We start from the raw sequence: 25,196 nt of genomic DNA on the forward strand, positions 1-25,196 counted from the left end.
CCTGCCACACTCCGCCACGCCCGGGGCCTACTCAGAGAACGAGACCAGGGACTGAATAGGTTCACGCCGATACTCGCCACTACGCAGGACCAAGAAGCAGCCGTCAGGGCCTTGGCCCTTCCAGAAGGGGCTGAGCAGACCTTGCGCGGGGACTCAGAGGGACTCTGGTTCTTTTGGTCCCTGACCTTCCGTCCCTGACATCTTCGCAGGTCAGAGCCACTCTCGACTACCCATGAGGGACTGTAGGGACTGAAAACTGCAATTATGACGTAGACATAGAGATGTATTCGTACGCGCGGGCGTATACGAACTCATATATCAAGTACAGCTCATAATGGCGAAGTTGAGTCCCTACAGTCCCTTCCTGCCTCAGGGATAACCCTCTGACCTGCACTGATTCTCAGTGTCTGGCCAGCGACACTCCATGTGCACAGCCCCTGCCGTTTGGTCCCTGGCCCCTTTCCGTCCCTCCCTGCGCCCCGCCGCCCCTCAGGTGGAGACACGCCTCCTGCTCGTCGGTCCCTTCAGCCCCTAGGGTTGGGGGAGCCCCCCGGCCAAGGGACCCAAGGGACCAAGGAACCTGATAGAAACGGCACGCGGGTTGGACAGACTCCCCTTTTCGAAGGTGGGCCTTACACTCTTTCGCATCAGAGTCCCTTCGGTCCCTGACGAGGCGGCCGCCACGTCAGGTGTGTGAAGTGATCGGGCAGACAGAAGTGACGAGGACGATTCCTGTGCCGCGCGAAGGTGAGAACCGAGAGAGTGCAGCCAGAGTCGCGCCCGCGTCCCCAGGAGCCGTGGCGAGGTGGTGTGCTGCGCAGGGCTGGCCCGTCCATCCTCTGTCCCCGGGCCGGAAGACGCCTGTTGGGAACTGTTCCTCCTGCTCAGGGGGCAGACACGAGCCGGCGTCGTGCCCCTGCATCCCCGCAGGACGTCCTTGCCACGGCTTCCACGCGGCGACGACCGATCCGACCCTCGTCGATCGATGGTGGACCGACACTCCTTCCGCCGGAGTGGGTGTCGCCTGTGGCCCTGCCGATCTCGTCGTGATCGACATCGATGCCCACCAGGTATCTGTCGCCGACCGAGCACACCTGCTGCCCGGTATCACTATCCCCGAGCAGGTGACACTCGACGGCCTGGCCTCCGGCTTCGACACGTTTGCTCTGCTAGCGGCCTATCGCGGCCAGACGGACCCGGCGCAGGACGAGAGCACGTTGCGGGTACGTACGCCCACAGGCGGCCTGCACGTCTGGTACCGGAATCCAGAAAAGTCCACCCGCTACCGGTGTTCGACCGGTTCTAGTCGAAGCACGGCGCTCGCCTGGCAGGTCGATGTGCGTGCCGACGGCGGCTACATCGTGGCCCCGGGCACACGTACTCCGAAAGGTGTCTACAGGGCGGAGGGGACCGTCCGGCATCCGGCCGTACTGCCGCAGTGGCTTCAGGGCGAACTACGCCGTACTGGACATGTCATTGAGAGCCGCACTGCGGCCATAACCGCTGTGCCCCTCGCGGCAACCGTTCCTCCGGCACGTGGCGCCAGGCGCTCGGCCGACGCCCATCAGGTCATCGACCCTTTGATCGCCATGGTCGCGGAGTGTGCCGCCGCCCCCGAGGGCACCGGTTTCTCGGAGAAACTCAACAGGGCTGCTTACACGGCCGGTGGTTTGGTCGGAGCAGGACATCTCGATCATGCCGCGATCCGTGACCGACTTATTCGTGTCGCCCACTACGCCCGCCCCCGGCAGCAGTCCCGGAATGAAAAGATCGTTGACGACGCCCTTTCCGTAGGGTCCGTCCGCCCTCTTCACCTCAAAGGACGTCCATGAGCAGCAGTGCCGAAGGCGCGCCGCGTTTTGATCCGCAGGCTGCCGCTCAGCAGATGCTCGACCTCCAGTCCGCAGACCTGGTCCCTGCTCCCGCCCGGCTCCCCGCACAGGGCTCCACCGGTGCTTCCGCCGTCCAGTCCGCCCCTGTGGCAGGAACCTCGGCCCCGCTGCCGCCCTCCCTGTCCGACCGGGGGAACGCCCGTCTCTTCGTGCAGCTGCATCGCGATCAGTTCCGCCACGTGGAGGGCCTGGGCTGGTTCGCGTGGGACGGCTATCGGTGGAAGCGCGGGGGAGGGGAGAAGGCCGCACTGTGGGCTGCGGGGGAGATGGCCGAGGACATGCCGATCACCGACTCGCGCGGTGTCTTCAGCAACCGTGAGCTTGCGACACACAAGCGGCGCACGCTGTCCACCACCGGCCTCAAAGCCCTCCTGACACAGGCGAAGGCGTCCCCGGACATCTCGGTGGATCCCGACACGCTCGACGGGGACCCCTACGCCCTGTGCACCCCCGTCGGCGTGGTCGACCTGAACAACGGGCATCTGCGCAAGCCCGACCCCACCCGTGACTTCCACTCCCGTGCCACCAGCGTCGCCCCGCAGGACATGGAGACGCCCCGCTGGCACCGCTTCCTCGCCGACACCTTCGGGGACGACGACGAGGGCCGGGAGATGATCGACTTCCTGCACCTGCTGCTGGGGTACTCCATCACGGGCGATGTCGGAGCCCAGGTGCTGCCCTTCCTGCACGGTGAGGGCAAGAACGGCAAGTCCGTGCTGCTCGACATCATGATCCAGATCCTCGGCGACTACGCGGACGCGGCCCCGCCGGGCTTCCTGATGGACCGGGGAGCCTTCTCGGAGCACTCCACGGAGCTGACCGAACTGCACGGGCGCCGCCTGGTGGTGTGCAGCGAGCTGAAGCCGAACGACAAGTTCGACGAGGCACGTGTGCGGCTTCTCACGGGCGGCGACAAGATCAAGGCCCGTCGTATGCGGCAGGACTACTTCTCGTTCACCCCTACCCATCACCTGTGGCTGCTCGGCAACCACCGTCCGGAGGTCTCCACCGGCGGCTTCGCCTTCTGGCGACGCATCCGCCTGCTGCCCTTCACCCGGACGGTCCCGGCCCGCCGCAGGATCGACAACCTCGCCTTCGAGCTTGTCCGCGACGAGGGCCCGGGGATCCTCCAGTGGCTGATCGAGGGTGCGCAGCGGTATCTGCGCACCAGAGACCCCCTGGAGGGCCCTGACCGGGTCCGTATCGCCACGACGGCCTACGCCACCACCGAGGACCACATCGGCCGCTTCCTGGCCGAATGTTGCACGCGGGACGGCGACTCGGCAAAGGACCTGCGGGTGGAACAGGGGCTGCTCTACGCCGAGTACAGCTCTTGGTGCAACGTCGGCGAAGGGATCCGGCCCGCGACTCCCCGAGCCTTCGCGAACCGCGTCCGCCAGGAGGTGGGTGTGACCTCGCCGACCGACATGATCAAGTCGAATGGCCGGAAGTATTACCCCGGCATCGCACTCCTGGAGCAGGCATGACGGCTGGCGTAGGTCAGCCATCCACAGCACGTGCCCTACACCGGTCTCGTCGTGCGCTCTACGATGGTGGCCAGGCCCCGCGTGCGGTGGCCCCCACAGAGCGGCCCGCCACTTGGCGGCGAGCGGGCCGGAGCGACACGAACAGATGTCCGGCGTGCCCCCCGTGGTCGGGGAGCACGCCGACGAAGGAGGGGCTGCAGCCATGAGTTCGCTGTTGACCGAGAGCGACCTCATCCACGAGGCCGAGGTGGTGTGGCTGGAGAACCTCGAAAACCTGGACTACGTCCGTCAGGCGCTGGACAAGACGAGGCGGCGCAACACCAAGCCACCGTATGCGCGCGACGGCCGCATGGTGGGCTACGCGCTGCTGGACGAGGACGCCTCTCCGGACCCCGACAGCGGCCTGTACAAGCGCCGGGTGTTCTTCCTGCTGCCTCATGACCGTGACAGCCTTCCCGACGGCCTGTACCGCGAGGGAGCTCCGGGTGAGGCCGTCGACCCGCGCACCATCGCCCCGAAGAAGCCGGGAGCGAAGACTCCCCGGTCACAGTCCGGCTCGGTGGTCGTGGCGTCGGCGCCCTGACCCGTCCCGTACCGATTCCCCGGCGTGGCTCCTCGCGGGCTTGTCCCTGCAGGCCCGGCAGACAGGTCCCCAATACTACGACGAGCCAGACCTCGCGTCGGGTTCACGTGCGTCGGCCCGCAGCGGGCCGACGCACGTCGTGAGGTGCCTACGCGGCTCCGTCCCGCTGGCCGCCGGTCCGCAGGACGAAGTCACGGACCGTGCCCGCGAACAGCTCGGGCTCTTCGATGTGCCCCATGTGGCCGCTGTTCTCCAGCACCAGCAGCTGCGAGTCGGGGATCAGCTCGTCGAGTTCGAAGGCCCAGCGGGGCCCGCAGATCACGTCGTGCCGGCCCACGACGACCAGAGTCGGTACCTCCAGCCCCTTGAGGGCGGCGCGATCGTCGATGACATCGGGTACGAGGTCCTCGTCCAGGCCCGAGATGTACGTGGCCCCGATCGCGTCCCGGAGCGGCGTCAGTCGCTCTTCGTTGCCCCAGTAGTCGGCGAAGTACGACGGCAGCACCCCGCGGGCGACCGCCACGGTCTGCTCGTCGCTGGAGATGGCGGACATCGCGCCGAACGCGGCCAGCACATCGGGCAGGCCGGGATGGCCGGCGTGCTGCGCGGCGAATGCCTCCACCATGCGACCCGCCTCCGCGCCGTGTTCAGGACCGGTGACGGGCGCGCCCTCGTACAGCACGACGCCTGCCACCTGCTCGGGACGGTGCAGGGCGTGGTAGGCGGCCACGAACGCGCCGTGCGAATGCCCCAGCAGGTGCACCTGGGGCACGCCGAGCTGGTTGATCAGCACCTGCAGGAAGCGGCTGTACCTCTCCCGGGTGTAACCGTGCGGGTGGGAGGGGAGACGGCTGTCCTCGGCTGTGCCGACAGGCTCGACGTAGACCATCGTCAGGTGCTTCTCGAGAGTGGGCATGCGCAGGTACTCCCAGAAGATGCCGGGTCCGCCGGAGTGCGCCACGCACACAGGGCCGCTGCCGTGGACGTGGTACCGCTGGACGATTCCGCCCCTTTGGAAGGAGTGGATTCCGGGGGAGAGGGGGTCGGTGGAGGTGTTCATCGGGATCTCCGTAAGGTCCGCAGGTGTCAGTGACACCGACAAGACGCTCCGGAATCCGAGAAGTTTTATCGCCGGAATGTGATCTGGGTCATGTTGCCGGGGGGATGTGCCCGGGAGCGGACTCAGGCCGGGACAGGAGCGGGCGCGGCCTCGGGGCGTGCTGCGTGGTACAGGGAGACCCGGTCGAAGCGACCGCCGTCCAGCGACATGATCCAGGCGACCCCGGGCGGGCAGTGGTCCGGGTCGTCGGGCGGGTTGACCAGCTTCATTTCCCAGACGACCAGGGACCGGCCGGCCACCACGTGCAAGGGGCGCTGGCGCACCCCCGCCGAGAGGTCCCCGTCCATCCCCGCCAGCAGGAGGTCGGCTCCGCCCAGCCGCTGGCCTCCGGTCAGCAGCGAGACCTCGGAGGAGTAGCGGTCCTTGACCACCTTGCCGAACTCGCCGCGCTCGGCGGCCTCCAGTGTCTCGCGCACCTCCTGCCAGCTGGCTTCGGTACGGCGTGTCACGTCCGCGTGCGCCGTGGCCGTGGTGGCGGTGAGGGTCAGGGCGAGGGCGCTGCGTGCCTGGCTCAGCCGGCTGCGCACGGTGCTGACGGGAACCGAGCAGGCTTCGGCTATCTGTTGGTACGAGGTGATCCCGGTGGAGAAGTAGCGCAGGACGAGCGGCAGGCGAAGGGTCGGGGACAACGCCTCGACGGCCTCCCAGATCCAGTCCCGCAGCGCATGGGTCTGCAGGATCTGCTCGGGCGTGCCGCCGTCCGACGGCAGCGGCACCGACTCCATCGGCTCGACACGCTGCGAGGTGCGCAGCAGCGTCCGGCAACTGTTCCGTACGACCATGCGCAGCCACGGTCCCACGGCTTCCGGATCGCGTACGTCCACGATCCGGCGCAGTGCCACCAGCGCCGCTTCCTGCATAACGTCGTCCACGTCCGGGCCCGGTCCCAGCAGGCTGAGCGCCACCGCGCGCATCCCGGGCCGGTGTCGCTCCAGCAGCAGGGCGAGCGCTGATACGTCGCCCGCCTGTGCGGCCCGTGTCAGTGCCGCGTCCTCCACCGGCCCGGTGTCTCCCGGTATCCCGCTCATGCCTTGTCCTCCCGGCCGCGACACGTGTCTTCTCTCGACCCTAACCGCTCCGAGAGGCCCGGGGCTCAGTACCAGTGGTTGGCCTGCCAGAACGACCATGCGTCGCACGGGCTGTCGTAGACGCTGTTCATGTAGTTGAGGCCCCACTTGATCTGGGTGGCCGGGTTGGTCCGCCAGTCGTCGCCGACGGAGGACATCTTGGAGCCGGGCAGAGCCTGGAAGAGACCGTAGGCGCCGGAGGAGGCGTTGACCGCCGTGTACTTCCAGCTGGACTCGTGGTCCACGATGTTGCTGAAGCATGTCCACTGGCCGCTCGGCACCATCTGGCGCGCCATCGCCTGGATCTGCGCAATGGTGTACGAGCTCTGGACGGGGAAGCTGGAGGAGTCACGGGAGGCGGCGGCGGCCTTGGCCTCGGCGCGCTCCTTGGCGTCCTGCGCCGCCTTCTCGGCGGCTTCCTTCTTCTCGACAGCCGACTGGGCAGCAGCCTTGCGAGCCGATTCCTCGGCGTCCTTCTTGGCGCTCGCGTCGGCGGCGATGGCCTGGACATTGGCCTGCTGCGTCAGGGACGCGGTCTGCACCTGGGCCTGCTGGCCCGCGGGTATGTCCGCGAGGAGCGTCGAATCGGCTACTGCCGCCTCGGCGTCGTTCGTCTGCGCGGTGCTGCCCGAGGCAACGCCGACGACGCTTCCGACAGCGGTGACCGCGGTGGCAGAGGCCACTGCGAATCCCCGGACCGAAATCGGACTCACACGTTTTCCTTCCGGCTCGTCCGTAGGCTCATGCCGTGACCGCCGCAGGTATCTTGCCTGCAGGGCCTGACAGTTCGAACACTCTGCCGGGCCGGAGCAGATGGTGCAATCGTGAAGCAGGTGTGAATACTCACACCTGATGTCAGCCGAGTAGTGGGTGGAGCGGTCGTCCTCACGTCGGGGGAAGAGCATGAGGACGACCGCCCGTCCTGCCGCCAGGTCAGCCAATCAAACCCTGACCGCAGGAGTTCCTCTCTGGGGCAACGGGTCTGGAGCCGTGGGAGGTTCACGGATTGGACGAGACAATCGGGAACACTTGTGCCTGCTGCGAAATACCCCTGGTGAAAGACCTGTTGGCTGGTCCGGCATCCTTGATCCCGCACAGATCGGAGTGCCAGTGACAAACGATTCGACGGTGACGCACGGTCGGGAACCGCTTCCGGAACCCGCCCGGCTACGGCAGCACGTGGAGTTCCTCGCTGCCGAGCCGCGCAGCCGACTGCGGGCACCCCGGGCGATGCAGCGCGCCGAGGATTACGTCCATGACGAACTGACCGCCGCGGGCTGGCTGGTGGAGCGGCAGCCGTTCGACGCGCGCTGGCAGATCGGCTCGACGGACCGGCACGGCCACCGGGCACTCGCCCTCAAACCGCGGCTCCACCGGCGTCTGCGCGGCGCGAACCTCATCGCCTCGCTGCCCGGCTCCGGCGACGGGCCGGCCGTGCTGGTCGGTGCCCATCTGGACAGCGTCAGCGGAAGTCCGGGCGCGGACGACAACGCCTCGGGCGTGGCGGTGATCCTGGAAACGGCACGACTGCTGTCCGCCGCACCGGTTGCTCCGCGCGTCGTCCTGGCCGTGTTCGACATGGAGGAACTCGGGCTGATCGGAGCCCGACAGGCGGCCCGTGAACTGGGCCGTCGCGGCGATGTGCGGGGGATGATCTGCCTGGAGTCGGTCGGCTACTACGTGGACGAGCCGAGAACGCAGCGACTCCCCGCCGGCTTCGAGCGGATCTTCCCCGAGGCGTCCGCCGAGGCCCGGGCGGGCGGTTACCGGGGTGACTTCACCCTCGTCGTGCACCGGCGATCCTCGGCGGGTGCGGCCGAGGTGTGGAAGCGGGCCGCCGCGGCGGCTTCTGTGACGGTCCCCGGTCTGCTGCTGCGGGATCCGCGCCCCGACGGCCTGCTGGGCCTGCTCATCGGACTGGCCGTGCCACCCGCCGCCCATCTGGGGCGCAGCGACCACGCGCCGTTCTGGAACCGCGGTATTCCCGCGCTGATGCTCACGGACACCGCGAACTTCCGCAATCCGCACTACCACCGGCCGACCGACGTGCCGAGGACACTCGACTACGACCGTCTGGCCACCGTCACCGCGGCCACCGCCGTGACCGCCGTCTCATGGCCCGATGCCTGACGTACGGTGTGAACATGCCGCCCGGCCGCGACAGCTGCCGATGCCGGTCCCGGGGATGCGCAGCGCACACCTTTCTGTGGCAGCATGTGTGCGTGTCGCTACGACACATGTGTCGTAGCGACACATCTCCGGAGGTTCCATGTCCGCACCACCCGAACCCGCCGCCCCGTCGACGAGCCTCACCCTGTCTCTCGGCGACAACCCGGTGGCCGTTCTCGAGGCCGCCGTGTGGGCCATGGCCGCTCTCGTGAGCACCCAGCGGCAGGCGCTGTCGGCGCCTCTCACGGACGTGCTCGCGTGCGATCCACAGCGCACCGCGGTCCTGGAGAGCCTGGGCCTGGTCCACCGGGGCCCCGACGGCTTCGTCGTCCACCCCTCGCTGGACCAGGCGGATCCGGCGACAGCGCGCAGCGCGGTGGAGGCGAAGCTCAGCTCGCTGCGCCAGGCTGTCTCGGCCGCCGTCTCCGACGTGGCCGGTACACCACAGGGTGGTTGGGCAGGGCAGTCCGACGAGGTGCTGCTCGGCCAGGGACGGGCTTCCGCCGCGACCGGCCGCGCACTCGCCTCGAAGATCGTTCCTCGGCTTGCCAGGTGCGCCGAACGGAGACCTACCGACTGATCTGGCTGCCGGCGCCGTTTTTGTCGGAAGAGGCGCTGCGGGCCGCTCTGCCCCGGCTCGTCGAGGCCCTGGTACCGGGGGCGTGGCTGGTGGCAGGGACCAATCCCGTCGCCGATGACGCGCTGCGCCGCTCCGTCGGGCAGTGGACCGCGGTGCGTGGCGGCGGCAACTCCTTCGATACGGCGCGCATGAGTACGGTGCCGGGCGGCCCTGTACTGGTCGCGGCCCGGCGACCCGCACGCTGAGTCGTTCACCCCGAGGGCCTGGCACCTCCCGTGTCCCGCGACGGGATCCGGGCAAGGGGCGGTGTCGACGTTCGGTGCCCGTTCTTCAGGGGCCCTGGAGCAGATCCGCGGTGGCGGACTCCCAGTCGATCTCGGCGAGCTCGCGACCGGCGGGAACGAGCTCGTAGGTGTACTCCAGCCACTCCGCCAGCGGGGGCACGGGCAGCTCGAACAGGGCCGCCATGTCTTTGGAGGCCAGCTGAAGCCATGCGGTGGCCGGGTCCTCTGCCTGCGCCGGCCATATCTGGACGTCACCGAGGCCGCTCACCGAATACAGCCCCTGCTGGAGGAGGTCGCGGCCGATCCGCCACAGGACACGCGGGCCGCCCTCGACGACAAGCTCCACGGACACGACCAGAGGAGCCCCGGGATCGAACCGGAACTCCGCCCTGATGGTCTGCCGGGCGGCGACGTCCAGCACGCGCTCGATGTCCAGGATCAGCTCAGGACGGGCGTGCGACGCCAAGCGGGCCTGTACACCTGATTGGTTGCTGCTCATGGCGGATGGGTCCTTCCCCGTGACGAAAGCTGGCCCGACCTACCCTCGTCGCTGCAGGAGCGTCGTACATAAGTCACTTGACCGTCCAACTTCGCCGACTTCGACAGTGAGTCGTGGTGACGGACATGCGCCAGACGGACACCGGTCCGTATCGGGGCGCCCTTTCCGGGGTGGCCCTCCCAGGGGCGCTCGGCCTCTGCGGGCGCTGCGGGCCGCCAACATTAAGTCATTCGACTGTCGCCCCTGACCTGCACCTGAACGATCCTGGAACGGTCGCCCGCATGCGAGAGCGGGGTGATCGTTATGCTCGGAGGGGCCAGCCGTGAACCACACTCCCGTCGTCTTCATCCATGGCACCTGGCTGCATGCGCTGTCCTGGGAGTCATGGGCGGAGCGCTTCGCCAGCCGGGGGTTTCTCTCCTTCACGCCCGGCTGGCCGGGGGAGCCGGCCACCGTCCGGGAGATGCGTAACCCTTCCGAGACGCTCGCCGGTATGGGCCTGGACGTCCTGACAGACCACTACGCAGAAATCGTACGTTCATTCGAAACCGCGCCGGTGATCGTCGGCCACTCGGTAGGCGGCCTCATCGCGCAGCATCTCATCGGCGCCAACCTCGGCCGGGCCGCGGTGGCCATCGCACCCTCCCCGATCAACGACATCCCGCTGCCCGCCCCCCCGGCCCGGTTGTGGACCCCCGGCCGGGCCGACGACGCCGACCCCGAAGAGCTGGTGCCCCTGTCTCGGAAGCAGTTTCACCACGCCTTCGCGAACACCGTCGCGGCGGAGGAGTCCGACCGGCTCTTCGAGCGCTACGTCGTACCGACGCCCCGCCGTCTGCTCGCCGACCTCGGGCATGCCGGCGCAGTACGCAGTCCGCGTGCCGTGGTGGATGTCGGCAACGCGGACCGCGGACCGCTCCTGCTGATCTCCGGGCAGGAGGACCTGCTGGTGCCCGACTCCGTCACGCGCGCGGTGTACAAGCAGTACGGCGACTCCACGGCCGTGACCGACCTCAAGCAGTTCGCGGATCGCGCGCACTCCCTGGTCATCGACAGCGGCTGGAGATTCGTCGCCGACTACGTGCTCGGCTGGCTGGACGAACGCGGCCTCCGCGCCCACCCCGCGTAACGGCTCGGCGTGCCGCCGTCACACGTTCTGGTCGCCGGGAATCTTGCCCAGTGCGTCGCGGAGGGCGGCGCGTGAGGTGATGCCGAGCTTGGGGAAGACGCGGTAGAGGTGTGAGCTGACGGTGCGGGGGGACAGGTGCATGCGTTCGCCGATCTCCTTGTTGGTCAGGCCGCTTGCGGCGAGATCGGCGATCCGGCGCTCCTGCCAGGTGAGGGCCGCTAGGTGAGCCGAGGAGGTGAGGGTGGACGCACCAGCGGCACGGAGTTCGGCCCGGGCGCGCTCGGCCCAGGCCGTCGCGCCCAGCCGCTCGAAGGTCTCCGCGGCCAGGGTCAGCGAAGGCCGTGCCGCCTTCCGCCCTTGGGTGTGTCGTTGGCGGATGCCGTGGGCGAGGCGGATGCGGGCGTGTTCGTAGGGGAAGTGGGCGGCGGCGGGGTGGGTTTCGGCTTGGTGGTAGAGCTGGTCGGCTTCGGCCGGGTCGGTGGTGGTCATGGCGAGGGCGCCGTAGGTGATCAGAGCCAGGCGGGGGGAGACGTCGGGGAGGCCGGCTTGTTGGGCGGCGAGGGCGTGGGTGCGGGCCTGTTCGGTACGGCCGGTGTGGAGGGCTGCTTCGACGAGGTCGAGGAGGGTGCGGGGCGCTTGTTGGGCGCAGGGCGTGAAGATGCCGGGCGGTGTGATGCCGATGGCGTGGAGGTAGGCGGCTTCGTAGTCGCCTTCGGTGAGGGCGGCGGTGGTGCCGATGGCGTCGGTCATCTGGGTGAGGAGTCCCAGGCCGCGGGGCCGGGCCCAGGCATCGACCGTTGCCTGCAGCTCCCGGGCCCGGTCCACCTGGCCCCGCAACGCGGCCACCAGACCCAGCTGTGCCTGCGAAAGGTAGACGTACAGAGTGTGCCGGTGTGTTGTGGCCAGCTCCAGGCAACGCTGTCCGGTGCGCTCGGCCTCGTCCCACTCGCCGACCGAGATCTGGTCCATCATGATCATGTGCAGCATGGACATGGCGTTGGTCAGGGCCCCCGTCTCCGCCTCACGGTCCACGGCGCGCTCCAGATGCGACCGGTACTGGCTGAGCGTGTCCACGTGGTAGGCGGCGAAGGCCAGCATGGCGACGTCCCACGGCTCCAGGTCGCGGAGACCTGCGTAGGCGTGTTCCACCCGCTCCCGTACACCGGCGCCGCGACGCACCACGTCGCTCCAGGCGTCCTGGTAGATGCGCGAACGCGAGGGCACCAGGTCGCCCAGTGAGTCCAGGAGCTCATGAGTCCGCTCCCACGCGTCCTCGTCACCCGCGTACAGCGTGACGGCCAGCAGCAGGTCGACCAAACGCGTGAGCGTTTCGCTCGGCTCCCGCACCCCGTCGGCGCGCATGCTCTCGATCGCCGCGAGGAGCTGGCGCTGCGCGGACCGCATGTCTCCGTCCTCCCGCGCGGCGGCGAGGGAGGCGACATAACCCGACACGACCCCCGAGGCCTGGGAATTGTTGCTGTCGGCCCCGGTGTCCGAGCGGGCCAGCTGCCGGGCCTGGTCCAGTCGGCCGGAGTGCCCGGCGATGTGCGCCGCGTTGCTCAGCCGCCTGGACCGTTCCTCGCGGCTCTCGCTGAGTTCCGCGGCGCGGGTCAGCCAGGCGACGGCGGCCACCGCGCCGCCGCGTCGGGTGGCGGACTCGGCGGCCGCCTCCAGTGCGGCCGCGACCTCCTCATCCGGGTCGACCGTCGAGGCCGCCAGGTGTGTGGCCCGCCGCTCGACGTCGTCGCGGTGCACCTGGGCGAGGGCCGCGTGCGCCGCGCGCCGCTCGTTGGGTGTGGCCGTCTGCACCACGGTGGAACGCACCAGCGGATGCCGGAAGACGAAGTCACCGCTGACCGGATCGACGTCCAGCAGACCGCAGGCCGCGGCCTCGTCGGCGTCGCGGATGCGGTAGCGCGTGCCCCGGGTGCGGTCGGCCGCCGTGCCCGATCCGACACCGTCCAGAGCACCGCGCAGCAGCTCGGCGCGCACTGCCTCGCCGAGGGACTGGAAGCGCGCGTCGTACACGTGCTGCAGGCGCTGGGGCAGCGGGATGCCGGTGTACCCGAACAGGTTCTCGGGACTGCGTCCCGCCTGGCCGCCGCGCACATAGGACGGCAGTTCCAGCAGGGCCAGCGGATTGCCCTGGGCCTCGTCCAGCACCAGACGGCGGCTCTGAGGATCGAGCCCGGGGTGGCGTAGGTCCAGGAGGTGTTCGGAGACCTTCTCCGGCAGAGTGGTCACCGACAGTTCGGGCAGCGCGGCCGTGTCGAAGCCCGATGGCACCTCGGAGCGCAGCCCGACGACGAGCTTGACCGAGCTGCCGGTCAGCCGGCGCCCCACGAAACCGCACACCTCGGTGCTGGCGGTGTCGAGCCACTGGCCGTCGTCGAGCACCAGCAGGAGGGGTTGCTGCGACGCCGCGAGGGAGAACAGGTCGAGGACGGCGATCCCGAGCGTCATGACCGAGGGGGGTGTGCCCTCGCCCCGGCCGAAGACGACGTCGAAGACCCCGCGATGCGCGTCGTCCAGTTGGTCGATGTAGGTGAGCAGCGGATACAGGAACTGATGCAGACCGGCGAACGGCAGTTCCGACTCGGCTTCGACGCCGGCCGCCCTGATCACCTGGTGTTTCTCGGCCTTCGCGAGTTCGACGACGTGGTCCAGCAGGGCGCTCTTACCCACACCCGCGTCACCGCGCAGGACGAGAGCCTGCCCTCCGGAGGCCGCCACGAACGCCGACAGCACCTCCTGCTCACTCTCCCGGCCGACCATGGCCCCGACGATCGACTCCACCGCCCCCACTCCCTTCACCGCTGAACCGGCCCGCGCCGAACGCTCTCGCGTCCGTGCGTACGGATCATGCCAGGCGCAACGGTGAGGGTACGTCGTCCCTGGCGGCTACGTGTCGGGCGGCTGCATGCACGACAGCAGGACGCCGGCCGACCGGTCACTCACACCTCACGCTGAAGACTAGATGGCCCTGCGGGATTTCGTCACCCGGTATGGCCGAAAAAGTTCTTGTTGTACGGCTGCATGTGTTGCTTCTGCTGCGAGACATGTGTCGAACCATCAGGAGGAGCACCACGATGAGCCACTCAGCCCGTGCGTTCTGGGTGCGCTCACCGGGACACGGAGAGATACGTGACGTAACGCCCACGGAGCCGGGGGCGGCGAGGTCCTGGTGCGCACCCTGTGGTCGGGTGTCAGCCGCGGCACCGAGACGCCGGACGGCGTGCCCGCCGAACGGGCCGTCCTCGCGGGCACCCTCGAGACCGCCGTGAACGCCCTGTGGGATGCCGCGCCCCTGGTCGGCGACCGGATCGCGGTGGTCGGCGGCGGCATGGTCGGCTGCTCGGTGGCGGCCCTGCTGGCCCGGTTCCCCGGTGCACGGGTGCAGTTGGTGGACACCGACCCCGCACGGGCCGGCATCGCCGCCGCGCTCGACGTGGAATTCGCCGTCCCGGGCGACCGCGCGAGGGGTGCGACCTGGTCGTACACGCCAGCGCCACCGAACAGGGCCTCGCCCGCTCCCTGGAACTGCTCAGGGCCGAGGCACGGTGATCGACCTGAGCTTGGTACGGCGACCGGCGCGTCGCTCCTCCGCTCGGCGAGGGCCTCCACTCCCGTCGGCTCACCCTCCGCAGCAGCCAGGTCGGGACCGTCTCACCGGCCCGCGCCGACCGGCTCGCGCTCGCCATGGAACTGCGGTACAAGGACCGGGCCGACTCCGCACATGTGGGCTAGTCTCATATGTGTCTATCTACATGTGTGTATGGACACAGAGGCGGAGCCCGGCGGGCACACCGCTGGGAAGCGAGGTGGGCATGGAATGGGCAGGCCGAGGGCTATGCCGGACGCAGCCGGACCGGATGTTCGTCGAGGGCACCGCCCAGAACAAGGCCAAAGCCGTGTGTCTCGACTGCCCGGTACGGTTCGAATGCCTCGCCTACGCCCTCGACCACCGCGAGGAGTACGGCGTGTGGGGCGCGATGACCGAACGGGAGCGCCGTGCGCTGCTGCGCCGCCGGCCCGCGGTGATGTCCTGGGCGGAGGTCTTCCGAGCGGCCCGGACGTGTGAGGACACCGCACAGCGATTCTCGGCCGTGTGGCGCGACCGCTGAGGCCGCGGGCCGGTTCAGGGACCGGTGCAGGTCGTCGACCGCCCACCGCGAGCGCCTCCGGCAGACGCGTACGTGATCGAGCTACAGGCGTGTGAACCAGGAGGGCAACCCCACTCGTTGCGATGCTGAGAAAGGTTCTGCTTCAGCACAACCACGGTGAAAGGTCGCTCACATGCCGGACGAGAAGCGCGTGATGGAGTTTCTCGAGCGGGTGGTCGCCGACAATGCGGCGGCCTTCGCGGGGGTGTCGACATCTCTGGGCATCCGCCTCGGGCTGTACAGGGCGATGTCGGGGGCAGGGGCGCTCACCTCGGACCAACTGGCCCAGAAGGCGGGGCTCGTCGAGCGGTACGTCCGGGAGTGGCTGGCGGCGCAGGTCGCCGGCGCCTACGTACTGCACGACCCCGAGGCGAACACGTACGTTCTGCCGGACGAGCACGCGGCGGTACTGGCCGATCCCTCCCTGCCGACCTACGTCGGCGGCGGCTTCACCATGCTGAAGGCCCTCTACGGCGCCGAAGAGGCGCTGGCGAGCGCCTACCGGAGCGGTGGCGGCGTGAGCTGGCAGGACTACGGACCGGAACTGGCGGAGGGCGTCGCCGCCTTCTTCAAGCCCGGATACGACGCGGTCCTCGTTCAGGAGTGGCTGCCCGCCATGGAGGGTGTCGAGACCAAGCTCCGGCAGGGCGCCTCGGTCGCCGATGTGGGGTGCGGCTTCGGCCACTCGACCGTGCTCATGGCCAAGGCGTTTGCGCAGTCCCGCTTTCACGGCTTCGACTTCCACGAGCCCTCCGTCGAAGAGGCCCGGAAGCTGGCCGAGGAGGAGGGTCTCGGTGATCGCGTGACGTTCGAGGTCGCCGCCGCGCACGACTTCCCCGGCGGCGGCTACGACCTCGTCACGTTCTTCGACTGCCTCCATGATCTCGGTGATCCCGGTGCCGCACTCCGGCACGCCGAAGAGGCCCTCGCGGACGACGGAAGCTGTCTCGTCGTCGAGCCGAACGTGTCGGCCGAGCCAGGGGAGAACATCCACCCGATCGGCAGGTCCTTCGCCGCCACCTCGGCCGTTCTCTGTCTGCCGGCAGCCATGGCGCAGAACGGCCCGCACGCGCTCGGCAATCATCCGGGCCCGGAGGCTCTCGAAGCGATTGCCGCCGAGGCGGGTCTGCACAGCTGGAAGCTCGCCGTCGAGACCCTCACCAACCGCATCTACGACGTCAGGCGTTGAGCGGTCGGCTGGTTCCGATTCGGTCCACACACGTGCGAGTGGCGAGCGAGTGTGCGCGAGTGGCGAGTGTCACGTGAACCCCGGCCTGTGGCACACACGTCCACACATGTGAGTGAACCACCCAGATCGGGAAGAAGCTGATGCACGATGAAGGACGGCGCGTCCGTCTGGCTCCCCTATCGCCGAAGCCAGATCCCCGGCCTGCCTGACGGGCTCTCCTACGCCTACTGGGACGGCTCGGGCCCGCTGCCCGGCGACCCCGGCGACGTCCGGTTCATCGCCGGCATTCCGGCGCCCGGTGCCGAACGGGTCCTGGGCCCCGTACTGCCGCGGATGGGCAACCTCGAGGTGCTCCAGCTGCTCAGTTCCGGCTACGACCACATGCTGCCGCTGCTGGGTGCCATGCCCCCCGGAACCCGGCTGTCCACCGGGCGCGGAGTGCACCGTGAGGCCACCGCCGAGCTGGCGGTCACCCTGCTGCTGGCCCTGTGCCGGGGGCTCGACCAGTTCGCGGCACAGCAGGCGCGGGGAGAGTGGCGGACCGAACTCCGGCCCACGCTGGTCGGCAAGCGCGTCCTGGTCATCGGCTACGGCGCCGTCGGCGCGGCCGTCGCCGCGCGGCTCGGTGCGCTGCGCTGCGAGGTGGTTCTCGTGGCCCGGACGGCGCGCACCACACCGGCCGGGCATGTGCACGGGGCGGCGGAGCTGCCCGCTCTGCTGCCCACGGCGGACGCGGTGGTGCTCTGCGCGCCCCTGACCGACCGGACGCGCGGCATGTTCGGCACAGACACGCTGGCGTCGCTGAAGGACGGGGCGCTGCTGGTGAACGTCGCCCGCGGCGAGCTCGTGGACACCCGCGCGGTGGTCCGCGAGGTACGGGCGGGGCGGCTGCGGGTCGCTCTCGACGTCACCGATCCGGAACCGCTGCCGCCCGGCCACCCTCTCTGGAACCTGCCCGGCGCTCTGATCACCCCGCACGCGGCGTCGTTCACCGACGCCTTCTCCCCGATGACCATCGATTTCCTGCGGCGGCAGCTGCACCGCTATCAGCGGGGCGAGGAGCTGCACAACGTCGTCCTCACGACGACCGGCGCCGAAGCCGGCGAACAGGCTGCGTAGGCCCATGACGACCTCCACATACGGTGATCACCCGACGGTGCTCGGACCCGACAGCGACCTCGCGCAGGTGTTCGCGTTCTTCGAGTCGGAGGGATACGTGAACCCGGCCGCCGCCTGGCCGGCCCTGACCCGCACCTGGAACTGGGCCGCGCCGCTCACCACCGCTGTCCCCCGCGCGGACCGCCCGGCGCCGACGGCACGGCCGGTACCCGGCGGCTTCACGCTGTCCGGACAGTGGCGCCGTCCCTCGTACGACGGAACGGACCCCTGGCTGGCGCTGCCGCTCGGCCCCGCGAGCCGCGGGGGTCCCGACCTCTTCGTGGTGGCCGCCAAGGTGCTCCCGGACGGCGAGGGCGCGCCCGGGTCTGTGTTCCGCCTGGAAGACGTGTACGTGCCGGCCGGTTTCGTCACGTACTCGACGGGCGAACCGCTGCGGGCCGGGGACGCGGCCTTCCTCTGGACGGCGGTCACCGCCCTGGCGCTGGGAGCGGCGCGCTGCATGACCGATGTACTGACCGCCCGTGCCAAGGGCGCAGGGGACACGGCGGTGCCGTCCGCCGCCGCCGAACTGGCCGCCGTACTGTACGACGAACGGCTGAGTCTGGCCGCGGTCCTGCACGATGCCCCCTCCGCCCGGCAGGGCCTGCCGGCGTCCGTCGAGGTGCGGCTCGCCGCACAGGTCGGACGAGCCGGGACCGCCGTCCACCATGTGGTCGCCGCGGCGTACGAACACGCGCTGGCGTCCGGCGCAGGCACCGGCCGGCATCCCCTGGTGAACTTGATCGAGGTCTGTTCACCGATACTTCAGCAAGTGAGGTACGCGACGGAGCTGCTGCTGCCCCACGACACGACCTCCCCCAGGAAGGCTGAACACGGTGACGACCGCCGCATATCAGGGTGAACCCGGATCCAACTCGGCGACCGCCGCGCGTGCCCTCTACCCCGAGGGCGGTGAGCTGGCCTGCACGAGCTTCGAGCAGGCCCTGGACGCCGTGACACTCGGCGCCGCCGATGTCGCCGTGATCCCGGTCGACAACTCCGCGGCCGGACGCGTCGCCGACGTGCACCACCTGCTGCCGGAGTCGGGGCTGTTCATCGTCGCCGAGTACTTCCTCGCCATCCGCTTCGACCTGATGGCGGTGGCCGGCGCGACCCTGGACCAGGTGGAGTGCGTACGCAGCCATGTGCACGCACTGGGACAGTGCCGCAAGGTGCTGCGGGAGGGCGGCTGGCGCACCCTCGTCAGCGATGACACGGCCGGAGCGGCGCGCGAGGTGGCCGAACTGGGCGACCCGCGGCACGCGGCGCTCGCCCCGCCCGCCGCAGCCGAGCTGTACGGCCTAGAGGTGCTGCGGGCCGAGGTCGAGGACGACCCGGACAACACCACACGGTTCGTCGTCTTGTCCCGGGACGCCGACCTGGCCCCGCGCACCGGGGAGCCGACGATGACGAGCCTGTTCTTCAGCGTCCGCAACATCCCCAGCGCGCTGTACAAGGCCCTGGGCGGGTTCGCCAGCAGCGGAGTGAACCTCACCAAGATCGAGAGCTACCAGATCGGCGCCGGGCTCAACGCCAGCCGCTTCTACGTCGAGATCGAGGGACACCCCGACGACGAGCGCGTCGCCCTCGCCCTGCACGAGCTGCGCTTCTTCTCCACCGAGGTGCGCATCCTCGGGGTGTACCCCGCGCATCCGCACCGGCTGGAGAACTGACCCGGAGGAGCCCGGGCTCTCCACCACCGTCGCCGGGGTGGCGGAGAGCCCTTCACTGGGACAACGTAGAACCCGCCCCGGGGGTTCACATGCGCGGGACGTCCGCACATGTGCTTGACCGGCGACAAACATGGCAACCTGCTGGAAAGCCGGCCGTGGCCGCCTCTTAAGGTGTGAGTATGACTCCGCACCGCATGGGCCTCGTCCTCGACTTCGGTGGTGTGCTGACCACGCCTCTGCTGCCGGCCGCGCTCGCCTTCGAGCGTCGCGCGGGACTGGCCGAGGGGACTCTGCTCACCGGCCTCTACCTCGACCCCGAGGGGATCCGGCTCACCGAGGACCTGGAGCGCGGCGCGCTCACCCAGACCCAGTGGAACGACGCGGCCGCGGGGCTTCTCGGCATCCCGCCGGACAACCTGATGGGCCGTATCTTCGCCGACCTGCGCCCCGAGCCCTCGGTGATCGCCGCGGCGGCCGCCGCCCGCCGTGCGGGGGTCAAGGTCGGCATCCTCTCCAACTCCGTCGGCCTGACCCCCTGGAACCTGTACGACGGCCACGAGGTGGAGGAGCGCTACGACGCCCTGGTGCTGTCGGAGGTCCATGGGACGCGCAAGCCCGAACCGGTGATCTTCCGGCGCGTGCTGAGCGAACTCGGCCTGACCGCCGAGGAATGCGTGTTCGTGGACGACACCGAGCAGTACCTGGCGCCCGCGGCGGACCTGGGATTCGCCACCGTCCACGCCGTGGATCCCGCCCGGACGGTCGCCGCGCTGGAAACCCTGCTCGGCATCCCCTTGACCGACAAGGACCCGGGCCGGGTCACCACCTGAGGAGATACGTATGCGACTGGGCCTGGCCCTGCCGACCTTCGGTCCCGACGCCCGGCCGGATGGCCTCCTGCACGTCTGCCGTACCGCGGAGGACATGGGATACGACTCCCTGTGGACCGGTGACCGCGTCCTCGCCCCGCACACACCGGGCGCTCCCTACCCGAGCGCCGACGGCGAGATGCCGCGCGTCTACGAGAACCACATGGACCCCCTGGTCGCCCTGACGTTCGCCGCGTCCCACACGACACGGGTCCGCCTGGGCACCAGCACCCTGAACGGCCTGTGGCTGCCGCCGATCATGCTGGCCCGGTCGTTGACCACCCTCGACCTGCTCAGTCAGGGACGTCTGGTCGTGGGCCTCGGCCTGGGCTGGATGCCCGACGAGTACACCGCGGTCTCCGTGGCCTGGAAGGGCCGCGGCGCACGGCTCGACGAGACCCTGGACGTCCTGGAGGAGTACTGGGCCCACGACGTCTTCTCGCACGAGGGAGAGCTCTTCACCATCCCGGAGACCGTGGTGGGTCTCAAGCCGCACCAGCGGCCCGGACCTCCCGTGCTGCTCGCGGCGTTCACACCCGGCGGACTGCGCCGTATCGGTCGGCGGCTCGGCGGCTGGCTGCCCGTGGCGATGCCGCTCCCGCAGCTCCTCGCCCTGTGGGACGTCATCCAGAAGGCGGCGGTGGAGGCGGACCGCGACCCCGCCGCCCTGCGCATGGCGCTGCGCGTCAACCCGACGCTCACCGACACCAGGACCGACTCGGATCAGATGCCCCGGGCCGGCACCCTCGCCCAGTACATCGACTACGCGCGGGCCGCCGCCGAGGCAGGCGTGCACGAACTGTTCGTGGACTTCGGGCAGACCCCCGCCACCCTCGCCGAGCGCGTCGACCTGGCCGGCCGCTTCCTCGAAGGAGTCCGCCTCGGCTGACGGCGATCGCCGTCGGTGTGTGTCAGGCCGCCCCGAGGCCGTTGAGCAAGGTGTCGACGACGACGTCCGCCGCCTGACCGGGGGTGAGTTCGGGCAGCTGCCGGGACACGAGGTGCATCAGCTGGGGCAGCAGCGCGCTCGCCCATCCCTCCGGGAGACCGGAGCGCAGGAGGCCCTCGTCGGTGGCGCGGCGGAGGAAGGCGTCGACCTCGCGGACGGACGCGTCCCGCCGCGCGTGGACGCTGTCGTCGGCGAGCATGCGGGTGAGGTCGACGGGCCAGGTGCGATTGACGGTGATGATGTTCTCGACGTAGCGGTGCAGGGCGACGGCGACGGGTGCTTCGCGCAGTCGTGCGTCTTCGATGGCGTGCTCGATGGCCGTCAAGCGGGCCTCGTAGATAGCGGCGAGGAGGTCCTCGCGGGAGGCGAAGCGGCGGTAGACGGTGCGCCGGTCCACGCCTGCCTCGGCGGCGATGCTCGCGATGCTGGCGCCGGGGTCGGCGGCGAGCATATGTGCCCCGGTGGTCAGGACGGCTTCCAGGTTGCGCGCTGCGTCGGCTCTCACCGCACCGAGTCTAGTGGCGGGATGTGAAGCCTGAGACGTCTAACGCCTCTCGGCCGTGGAACCCCAACCAATAAGCGCTACATCGGAGTGGCGAATAGGTAGGCGGCGCCCTCACTGGGCTCCGGCCGACAGCGTATGGCCGGTTACGCGCCGCCATCCTCCGGGGCGGTCTCCGAGAGCCTCTTGAGCTGGGTGACCCACAGGGAGTTCAGGCGCTGCGCCCACAGCGGGGACAACACGGTGAGGGACTTGGCGGCGGGGCCGCGGACCACGTTCTCGGTCACCACATGGGTGCCGCCCTCGACCGGGGTGAGCAGCCAGGCCTGGTACAGCTGCACACCGGCGCCGATGCCCGACCAGCCGAGCCGGTGGTGCGGCACATGCTCTCCCAGGAAGATCTCGAACCGGTGGCCGTGGAACCACACCTCGAAGTTCCGGGCGATCGGTCCGGCCCGGACCTCGGTGATACCCGGAACCCACTCCGGCCACCGGGCGACATCGGTGAGCAGTGCGAAGGCGACGGCGGGCGGAGCGTCCACGACGGCCTGCGCCTGGCAGAAGCTGTGGGCCTGGTCGGGTGAGAACCCCGACGGCCAGTGGATGTCCGGATGGCTGTCCGAGGTACCGGACATTCCGGTCCCCTCTCGTGGTGCAGGGTGGCGTCAGGTGCGGCCACCGGGGGAGAGGACGGCCCTGCAGGACATCCCCGCGTCCACTCTGCGCGGGGGCCCGGAGCCCGGCATACGTCAAATGACTGAGGGAAACGACGAAGTCGGTCCTCGTCCGCAGGGGTCAGCCGTCGTCGTTCGCGTCGAGTCCGGAGAGCGCGTCCCGCAGCGCGGCCCGCGAGGTGATGCCCAGCTTGGGATAGATCTGGTACAGGTGCGTGCCGATGGTCCGATGGGACAGGAACAGCCGCTCGGCGATCTGCTTGTTGGTCAGTCCGGTCGCCGCGAGCGTGGCGATCTGCAGTTCCTGAGCGGTCAGCGCCACGGCTCCCGGTCTGGCGGCGGCCGGCGCGGACTGGCCGCCGGCCCGCAGCTCCGCCGCGGTACGCGCCGCCCAGGGCTTGGCCCCCAGACGCTGGAAGGCCTCCAGGGCCCGGGACAGCTGCTCCCGGGCCTCCGACGTGGCCCGCAGCCGCCGCAGACGTTCGCCGTAATAGAGCCGCACCCGTGCCACGTCGAAGGGCCGGCGTTCCGGATCGGGCAGAGCCAGCGCCCGCTCGAAGAGGGCGAGCGCCGCCTTCCCGGGCGTGGTCAGCGCCTCGCAGGCCAGCACCAGCAGCTCCAGGCGGGGCGACAGCCCGGCCATCGAGGACGCGCGCATCGCGGCCGCGTGCGCCGCGGCCTCCTTCTCCCGGCCGGTCCGGACGGCCGCCTCGACCAGATCCATCGTGCCCCACATGGCGATCGGGACGTAGGGGGCCACGGTCCCGGGCGGGCTGAGCGTGCAGGCATGCTGGTAGGCGGTCTCGAAGTCGCCGCTGCCGAGGGCGGCCAGCGCCCTGGCGTGGCAGGCGAAGAACCGTGCGCCGTGGGTCCCGCGGGGCATCGCCCACCGGACGATCTCCTCGGTCAGCGCGGCACTGGTGGCCGCGTCGCCCTGCGCCGCGGCCACGGCGGCCTGGATGTACTGGAAGTACCACGCGAAGAACCGGTAGTCGTGGTTCTCGCACAGGGTGAGCCCCTCGGCCGCCAGCTGCGCGGCGTCGTCCCACCGGCCCAGGTGGAAGTAGTCCAGGCCCAGGTGCATCAGCGCGCCCAGGTGGCGGCGGACGGGCGCGGTGCCGGCGCGGCCCTGCTCCGCCAGCCGGTGTGTGGCCCACCGGAAGTCTCCGAGCCGCTCCGGGAAGACCGAGGCGGTACCGATGCGGATCACACGGGTCGGGTCGTCCCCCACGGTCGCGATCAGCTCCGTCAGGCGGGGCAGCGCCGCGGCACCGGTGCGTGCCGGGTCGGCGAAGGTCTGCGTGAGCACAGAGAGCAGCTCGGGCGGTTCGGGGGTCAGCCGGTCCACGAACCCCAGCAGCGGCTCCCACAGTTTCGGGTCGCCGCCGTACCAGCACAGCAGCACCAGGACGTGCAGGGCCTCGATGAGGGCGTCGTCCGAGGCGGCGTAGCCGTGCTCCCCGGACTCGATCGCCCCGACCAGCAGCCGGTACGCGGTGTCGATGTCACCGTCCCTGTTGATCAGCAGGAACGCGGATGCGGCCGCCGCGTGCAGCGACTGCTGCCCGGTGGGATGGGCCTGGGCTCCGGCGAGCAGTCGCGAGGCGTCCTCCAGCTCTCCGCCGGAGTCCACGCCGACATAGGCCGCCTCCGCCAGCCGGCGGCTCTCGTCGGACGCCGCGGGGCTGAGCCCGGCGGCACGGGTCAGCGCCGCCACCGCGCCGAGCGCGTCGCCGCGCCGCAGCCGGCGGCGCGCGGCCTCCTCCAGCAGGGCCGCGACGGTTTCGTCCCGGCCCACCGTGGCCTCTCCCAGATGCCAGGCGCGGCGCTCCAGCTGGTCGCCGAGCACATCGGCGAGCGCCTGATGGGCCCGTCTGCGTTCGGCGGCGGTCGCCAGCTCCACCACCGCGGAGCCGATCAGCGGATGCCGGAAGGACAGCCGTCGGTTGTCGGCCGAGATCGTCACCAGCCGGTTCTGCACCGCGGGCGTGAGGTCGTCGACACCGGCCCGGTCGGCCGCGGCGGCCTCGACGGCGGCCAGGTCACCGGTTCCGTCGAGGGCCGCGAGCAGCAGCATGTGCCGACTGCGGTCGGACAGACCGGCCACACGCGAGGCGAACATCGCCTGCAACCGCTCGCTCAGGGGCAGCACGGTGGGCACCGCCGCCAGAGTCGCGCGCTGCTCTGGGGAGAGCGCCATCGGCAGCTCCACCAGCGCCAGCGGGTTGCCGCGTGCCTCGGTCGCGATGCGGCGCCGTACGGCGGGGGAGACGTCGGGGTGCGCGAGGGCGAGCAGCTGGGCCGAGGAAGCGTCGTCCAGCGGCTCCAGCCGCCGCTCGGTCAGACCGCTGGACTCGAAGAAGCTGTCGGAGTCCGTACGGGAGGCCGCGAGGAAGCCGATACGGCTGCCGACGAGCCGCCGGGCCACGAAGCCCAGCACGGAGTTGGTCGCCCGGTCCAGCCACGGCAGGTCGTCGACGACGATCAGGAGCGGTGTCCGGGCGGAAATCAGCCGGAGCAGCAGAAGAACCGCGGTGGAGGTCAGCAGACGGTCGGGCGCCGGACCGCCGCCGATGCCGATGGCGACCCGCAGGGCGTCGCGGTGGACGGTGTCCAGGATGTCGAAGTCGTCGAAGAGCGGCACGAGGAGCTGGTTGAGACCGGCGTAGCTGATGTCCGCCTCGAACTGCACACCGGCCGCGCGCAGCACGCGGACGCCGTTGTGCGCGGCACCGGTCGCCACTGCGTCGAGCAGGGCGGACTTGCCCACCCCCGCCTCGCCCGAGAGCAGCAGAGCCGCACCGTGGACCTCGGAATTGCCGAAGAAGGAGTGGATGAACGCGAGGTCCCGGCCGCGTCCGACCAGCCGTGTCGAGGCTGGACAGACGGTCGAGTCCAGGTCATTCATCGAGCTGCCTCCAACGGCTGACGTCTGGAGGCCTGGCGCCGTCCGCCGGCCTGGCTGCGCCTGCACCCGGCTCCGTGCGGCCCATGCAATCACTGCAGTGTAAAGGACGTCCAGATTTCGCCCATGTCGGTGGGCTTGACGGACTTCGGGGGCCACGTGGGCCGTCGGGCCCGCGCGGCCGCGGCCCGGAGCCGACGCCGGAGATCCCGCCCCCGCCCGGCGCGCCGCCGAAGCACCCGCGGGCAGCACACGTGTTACCCGTTCTTGGACATGTCGATGTGAACGGCGGAGGGTGTCCGAC

At 70.1% G+C, this 25,196-nt stretch carries 22 protein-coding genes and 1 pseudogene; 15 read left to right on the forward strand and 8 right to left on the reverse strand.

Annotated elements, in window-relative coordinates; all coding sequences use genetic code 11:
- The first annotated feature begins 797 nt into the window (after positions 1-797).
- From OHU89_RS53790 to OHU89_RS53800, 3 genes are all read left to right on the forward strand, one after another.
- Positions 798-1,832 (forward strand): bifunctional DNA primase/polymerase, encoded by a 1,035-nt coding sequence (locus tag OHU89_RS53790; RefSeq protein ID WP_331737614.1) that lies wholly within the window; start codon positions 798-800, stop codon positions 1,830-1,832.
- Positions 1,829-3,379, forward strand: coding sequence for a phage/plasmid primase, P4 family (locus OHU89_RS53795; RefSeq protein ID WP_331737617.1), 1,551 nt, complete (start codon positions 1,829-1,831; stop codon positions 3,377-3,379). Before OHU89_RS53790 ends, OHU89_RS53795 begins: the two co-directional genes overlap by 4 nt.
- Before the next feature lie 202 nt (positions 3,380-3,581).
- On the forward strand, positions 3,582-3,962 hold the full coding sequence (locus OHU89_RS53800) for a DUF6009 family protein (protein ID WP_331737620.1): 381 nt from the start codon (positions 3,582-3,584) through the stop codon (positions 3,960-3,962).
- A 148-nt stretch (positions 3,963-4,110) separates the two neighbouring features.
- Here OHU89_RS53800 and OHU89_RS53805 read toward each other — a convergent pair whose 3' ends face one another.
- From OHU89_RS53805 to OHU89_RS53815, 3 genes are all read right to left on the reverse strand, one after another.
- Positions 4,111-5,022, reverse strand: coding sequence for an alpha/beta hydrolase (locus tag OHU89_RS53805; RefSeq protein WP_331737621.1), 912 nt, complete (start codon positions 5,020-5,022; stop codon positions 4,111-4,113).
- Positions 5,023-5,144: 122 nt separating this feature from the next.
- Positions 5,145-6,110, reverse strand: a complete 966-nt coding sequence (locus OHU89_RS53810; RefSeq protein WP_331737622.1) for a sigma-70 family RNA polymerase sigma factor — start codon at positions 6,108-6,110, stop codon at positions 5,145-5,147.
- Positions 6,111-6,175: 65 nt separating this feature from the next.
- A complete protein-coding gene (locus OHU89_RS53815; protein ID WP_331737625.1) occupies positions 6,176-6,862 on the reverse strand; it encodes a transglycosylase SLT domain-containing protein in 687 nt (228 codons plus the stop codon).
- A gap of 415 nt (positions 6,863-7,277) precedes the next feature.
- Between OHU89_RS53815 and OHU89_RS53820 the strand changes: the two genes are divergently transcribed.
- From OHU89_RS53820 to OHU89_RS53830, 3 genes are all read left to right on the forward strand, one after another.
- Entirely contained in the window at positions 7,278-8,279 is a 1,002-nt protein-coding gene (locus tag OHU89_RS53820; RefSeq protein ID WP_405655278.1) for a M28 family peptidase, read from the forward strand.
- Between the two features lie 139 nt (positions 8,280-8,418).
- Entirely contained in the window at positions 8,419-8,898 is a 480-nt protein-coding gene (locus OHU89_RS53825; protein ID WP_331737629.1) for a hypothetical protein, read from the forward strand.
- Entirely contained in the window at positions 8,871-9,143 is a 273-nt protein-coding gene (locus tag OHU89_RS53830) for a hypothetical protein (RefSeq protein WP_331737630.1), read from the forward strand. The genes OHU89_RS53825 and OHU89_RS53830 overlap by 28 nt, the downstream gene beginning before the upstream one ends.
- An 85-nt stretch (positions 9,144-9,228) precedes the next feature.
- Here OHU89_RS53830 and OHU89_RS53835 read toward each other — a convergent pair whose 3' ends face one another.
- Positions 9,229-9,681 (reverse strand): SsgA family sporulation/cell division regulator, encoded by a 453-nt coding sequence (locus OHU89_RS53835; RefSeq protein ID WP_331737632.1) that lies wholly within the window; start codon positions 9,679-9,681, stop codon positions 9,229-9,231.
- A 322-nt stretch (positions 9,682-10,003) separates the two neighbouring features.
- On the opposite strand from OHU89_RS53835, the gene OHU89_RS53840 reads away from it, so the two are divergent.
- Positions 10,004-10,810, forward strand: a complete 807-nt coding sequence (locus OHU89_RS53840; RefSeq protein WP_331737634.1) for an alpha/beta fold hydrolase — start codon at positions 10,004-10,006, stop codon at positions 10,808-10,810.
- Positions 10,811-10,828: 18 nt separating this feature from the next.
- Here OHU89_RS53840 and OHU89_RS53845 read toward each other — a convergent pair whose 3' ends face one another.
- Positions 10,829-13,585: an AAA family ATPase gene (locus OHU89_RS53845; protein ID WP_405655336.1), complete on the reverse strand. Its 2,757-nt coding sequence runs from the start codon at positions 13,583-13,585 to the stop codon at positions 10,829-10,831.
- Between the two features lie 314 nt (positions 13,586-13,899).
- Between OHU89_RS53845 and OHU89_RS53850 the strand changes: the two are divergent.
- From OHU89_RS53850 to OHU89_RS53885, 8 genes and pseudogenes are all read left to right on the forward strand, one after another.
- Positions 13,900-14,554, forward strand: a pseudogene (locus tag OHU89_RS53850) (NAD(P)-binding protein); the annotation flags it as partial.
- A gap of 83 nt (positions 14,555-14,637) precedes the next feature.
- A complete protein-coding gene (locus tag OHU89_RS53855; protein WP_331737637.1) occupies positions 14,638-14,934 on the forward strand; it encodes a WhiB family transcriptional regulator in 297 nt (98 codons plus the stop codon).
- 172 nt (positions 14,935-15,106) lie between these two features.
- Positions 15,107-16,162 (forward strand): class I SAM-dependent methyltransferase, encoded by a 1,056-nt coding sequence (locus tag OHU89_RS53860; protein ID WP_331737639.1) that lies wholly within the window; start codon positions 15,107-15,109, stop codon positions 16,160-16,162.
- Positions 16,163-16,309: 147 nt separating this feature from the next.
- Entirely contained in the window at positions 16,310-17,281 is a 972-nt protein-coding gene (locus OHU89_RS53865; protein WP_331737640.1) for an NAD(P)-dependent oxidoreductase, read from the forward strand.
- Positions 17,282-17,285: 4 nt separating this feature from the next.
- The gene (locus OHU89_RS53870) at positions 17,286-18,182 is read left to right on the forward strand and encodes a hypothetical protein (RefSeq protein ID WP_331737642.1); all 897 of its coding nucleotides are present in this window, start codon (positions 17,286-17,288) and stop codon (positions 18,180-18,182) included.
- A complete protein-coding gene (locus tag OHU89_RS53875) occupies positions 18,157-18,993 on the forward strand; it encodes a prephenate dehydratase (RefSeq protein ID WP_331737643.1) in 837 nt (278 codons plus the stop codon). The genes OHU89_RS53870 and OHU89_RS53875 overlap by 26 nt, the downstream gene beginning before the upstream one ends.
- 179 nt (positions 18,994-19,172) lie before the next feature.
- Complete coding sequence (locus OHU89_RS53880; protein WP_331737646.1) at positions 19,173-19,823, forward strand: HAD-IA family hydrolase; 651 nt, start codon at positions 19,173-19,175, stop codon at positions 19,821-19,823.
- 10 nt (positions 19,824-19,833) lie between these two features.
- Positions 19,834-20,751, forward strand: coding sequence for a TIGR03619 family F420-dependent LLM class oxidoreductase (locus tag OHU89_RS53885; protein ID WP_331737648.1), 918 nt, complete (start codon positions 19,834-19,836; stop codon positions 20,749-20,751).
- Positions 20,752-20,773: 22 nt separating this feature from the next.
- Here the strand turns inward: OHU89_RS53885 and OHU89_RS53890 are convergent, their stop codons facing one another.
- From OHU89_RS53890 to OHU89_RS53900, 3 genes are all read right to left on the reverse strand, one after another.
- Entirely contained in the window at positions 20,774-21,262 is a 489-nt protein-coding gene (locus tag OHU89_RS53890) for a TetR/AcrR family transcriptional regulator (RefSeq protein ID WP_331737807.1), read from the reverse strand.
- Positions 21,263-21,459: 197 nt separating this feature from the next.
- Entirely contained in the window at positions 21,460-21,948 is a 489-nt protein-coding gene (locus OHU89_RS53895) for an SRPBCC family protein (protein ID WP_331737649.1), read from the reverse strand.
- A gap of 160 nt (positions 21,949-22,108) precedes the next feature.
- Positions 22,109-24,895, reverse strand: a complete 2,787-nt coding sequence (locus tag OHU89_RS53900) for an AAA family ATPase (protein WP_331737651.1) — start codon at positions 24,893-24,895, stop codon at positions 22,109-22,111.
- Between the last annotated feature and the right edge of the window lie 301 nt (positions 24,896-25,196).

The sequence above is a fragment of the Streptomyces sp. NBC_00019 genome, from assembly GCF_045041015.1.
In the GTDB taxonomy this organism is placed as follows: domain Bacteria; phylum Actinomycetota; class Actinomycetes; order Streptomycetales; family Streptomycetaceae; genus Streptomyces.

Coding starts and splice junctions, on each gene's coding strand:
- OHU89_RS53885 (WP_331737648.1), top strand. CDS start 19,834: ATGCGACTGGGCCTGGCCCTGCCGACCTTCGGTCCCGACGCCCGGCCG.
- OHU89_RS53865 (WP_331737640.1), top strand. CDS start 16,310: ATGAAGGACGGCGCGTCCGTCTGGCTCCCCTATCGCCGAAGCCAGATC.
- OHU89_RS53890 (WP_331737807.1), bottom strand. CDS start 21,262: ATGCTCGCCGCCGACCCCGGCGCCAGCATCGCGAGCATCGCCGCCGAG.
- OHU89_RS53835 (WP_331737632.1), bottom strand. CDS start 9,681: ATGAGCAGCAACCAATCAGGTGTACAGGCCCGCTTGGCGTCGCACGCC.
- OHU89_RS53825 (WP_331737629.1), top strand. CDS start 8,419: ATGTCCGCACCACCCGAACCCGCCGCCCCGTCGACGAGCCTCACCCTG.
- OHU89_RS53895 (WP_331737649.1), bottom strand. CDS start 21,948: ATGTCCGGTACCTCGGACAGCCATCCGGACATCCACTGGCCGTCGGGG.
- OHU89_RS53870 (WP_331737642.1), top strand. CDS start 17,286: ATGACGACCTCCACATACGGTGATCACCCGACGGTGCTCGGACCCGAC.
- OHU89_RS53900 (WP_331737651.1), bottom strand. CDS start 24,895: ATGAATGACCTGGACTCGACCGTCTGTCCAGCCTCGACACGGCTGGTC.
- OHU89_RS53845 (WP_405655336.1), bottom strand. CDS start 13,585: ATGGTCGGCCGGGAGAGTGAGCAGGAGGTGCTGTCGGCGTTCGTGGCG.
- OHU89_RS53860 (WP_331737639.1), top strand. CDS start 15,107: ATGCCGGACGAGAAGCGCGTGATGGAGTTTCTCGAGCGGGTGGTCGCC.
- OHU89_RS53805 (WP_331737621.1), bottom strand. CDS start 5,022: ATGAACACCTCCACCGACCCCCTCTCCCCCGGAATCCACTCCTTCCAA.
- OHU89_RS53855 (WP_331737637.1), top strand. CDS start 14,638: ATGGAATGGGCAGGCCGAGGGCTATGCCGGACGCAGCCGGACCGGATG.
- OHU89_RS53880 (WP_331737646.1), top strand. CDS start 19,173: ATGACTCCGCACCGCATGGGCCTCGTCCTCGACTTCGGTGGTGTGCTG.
- OHU89_RS53800 (WP_331737620.1), top strand. CDS start 3,582: ATGAGTTCGCTGTTGACCGAGAGCGACCTCATCCACGAGGCCGAGGTG.
- OHU89_RS53810 (WP_331737622.1), bottom strand. CDS start 6,110: ATGAGCGGGATACCGGGAGACACCGGGCCGGTGGAGGACGCGGCACTG.
- OHU89_RS53795 (WP_331737617.1), top strand. CDS start 1,829: ATGAGCAGCAGTGCCGAAGGCGCGCCGCGTTTTGATCCGCAGGCTGCC.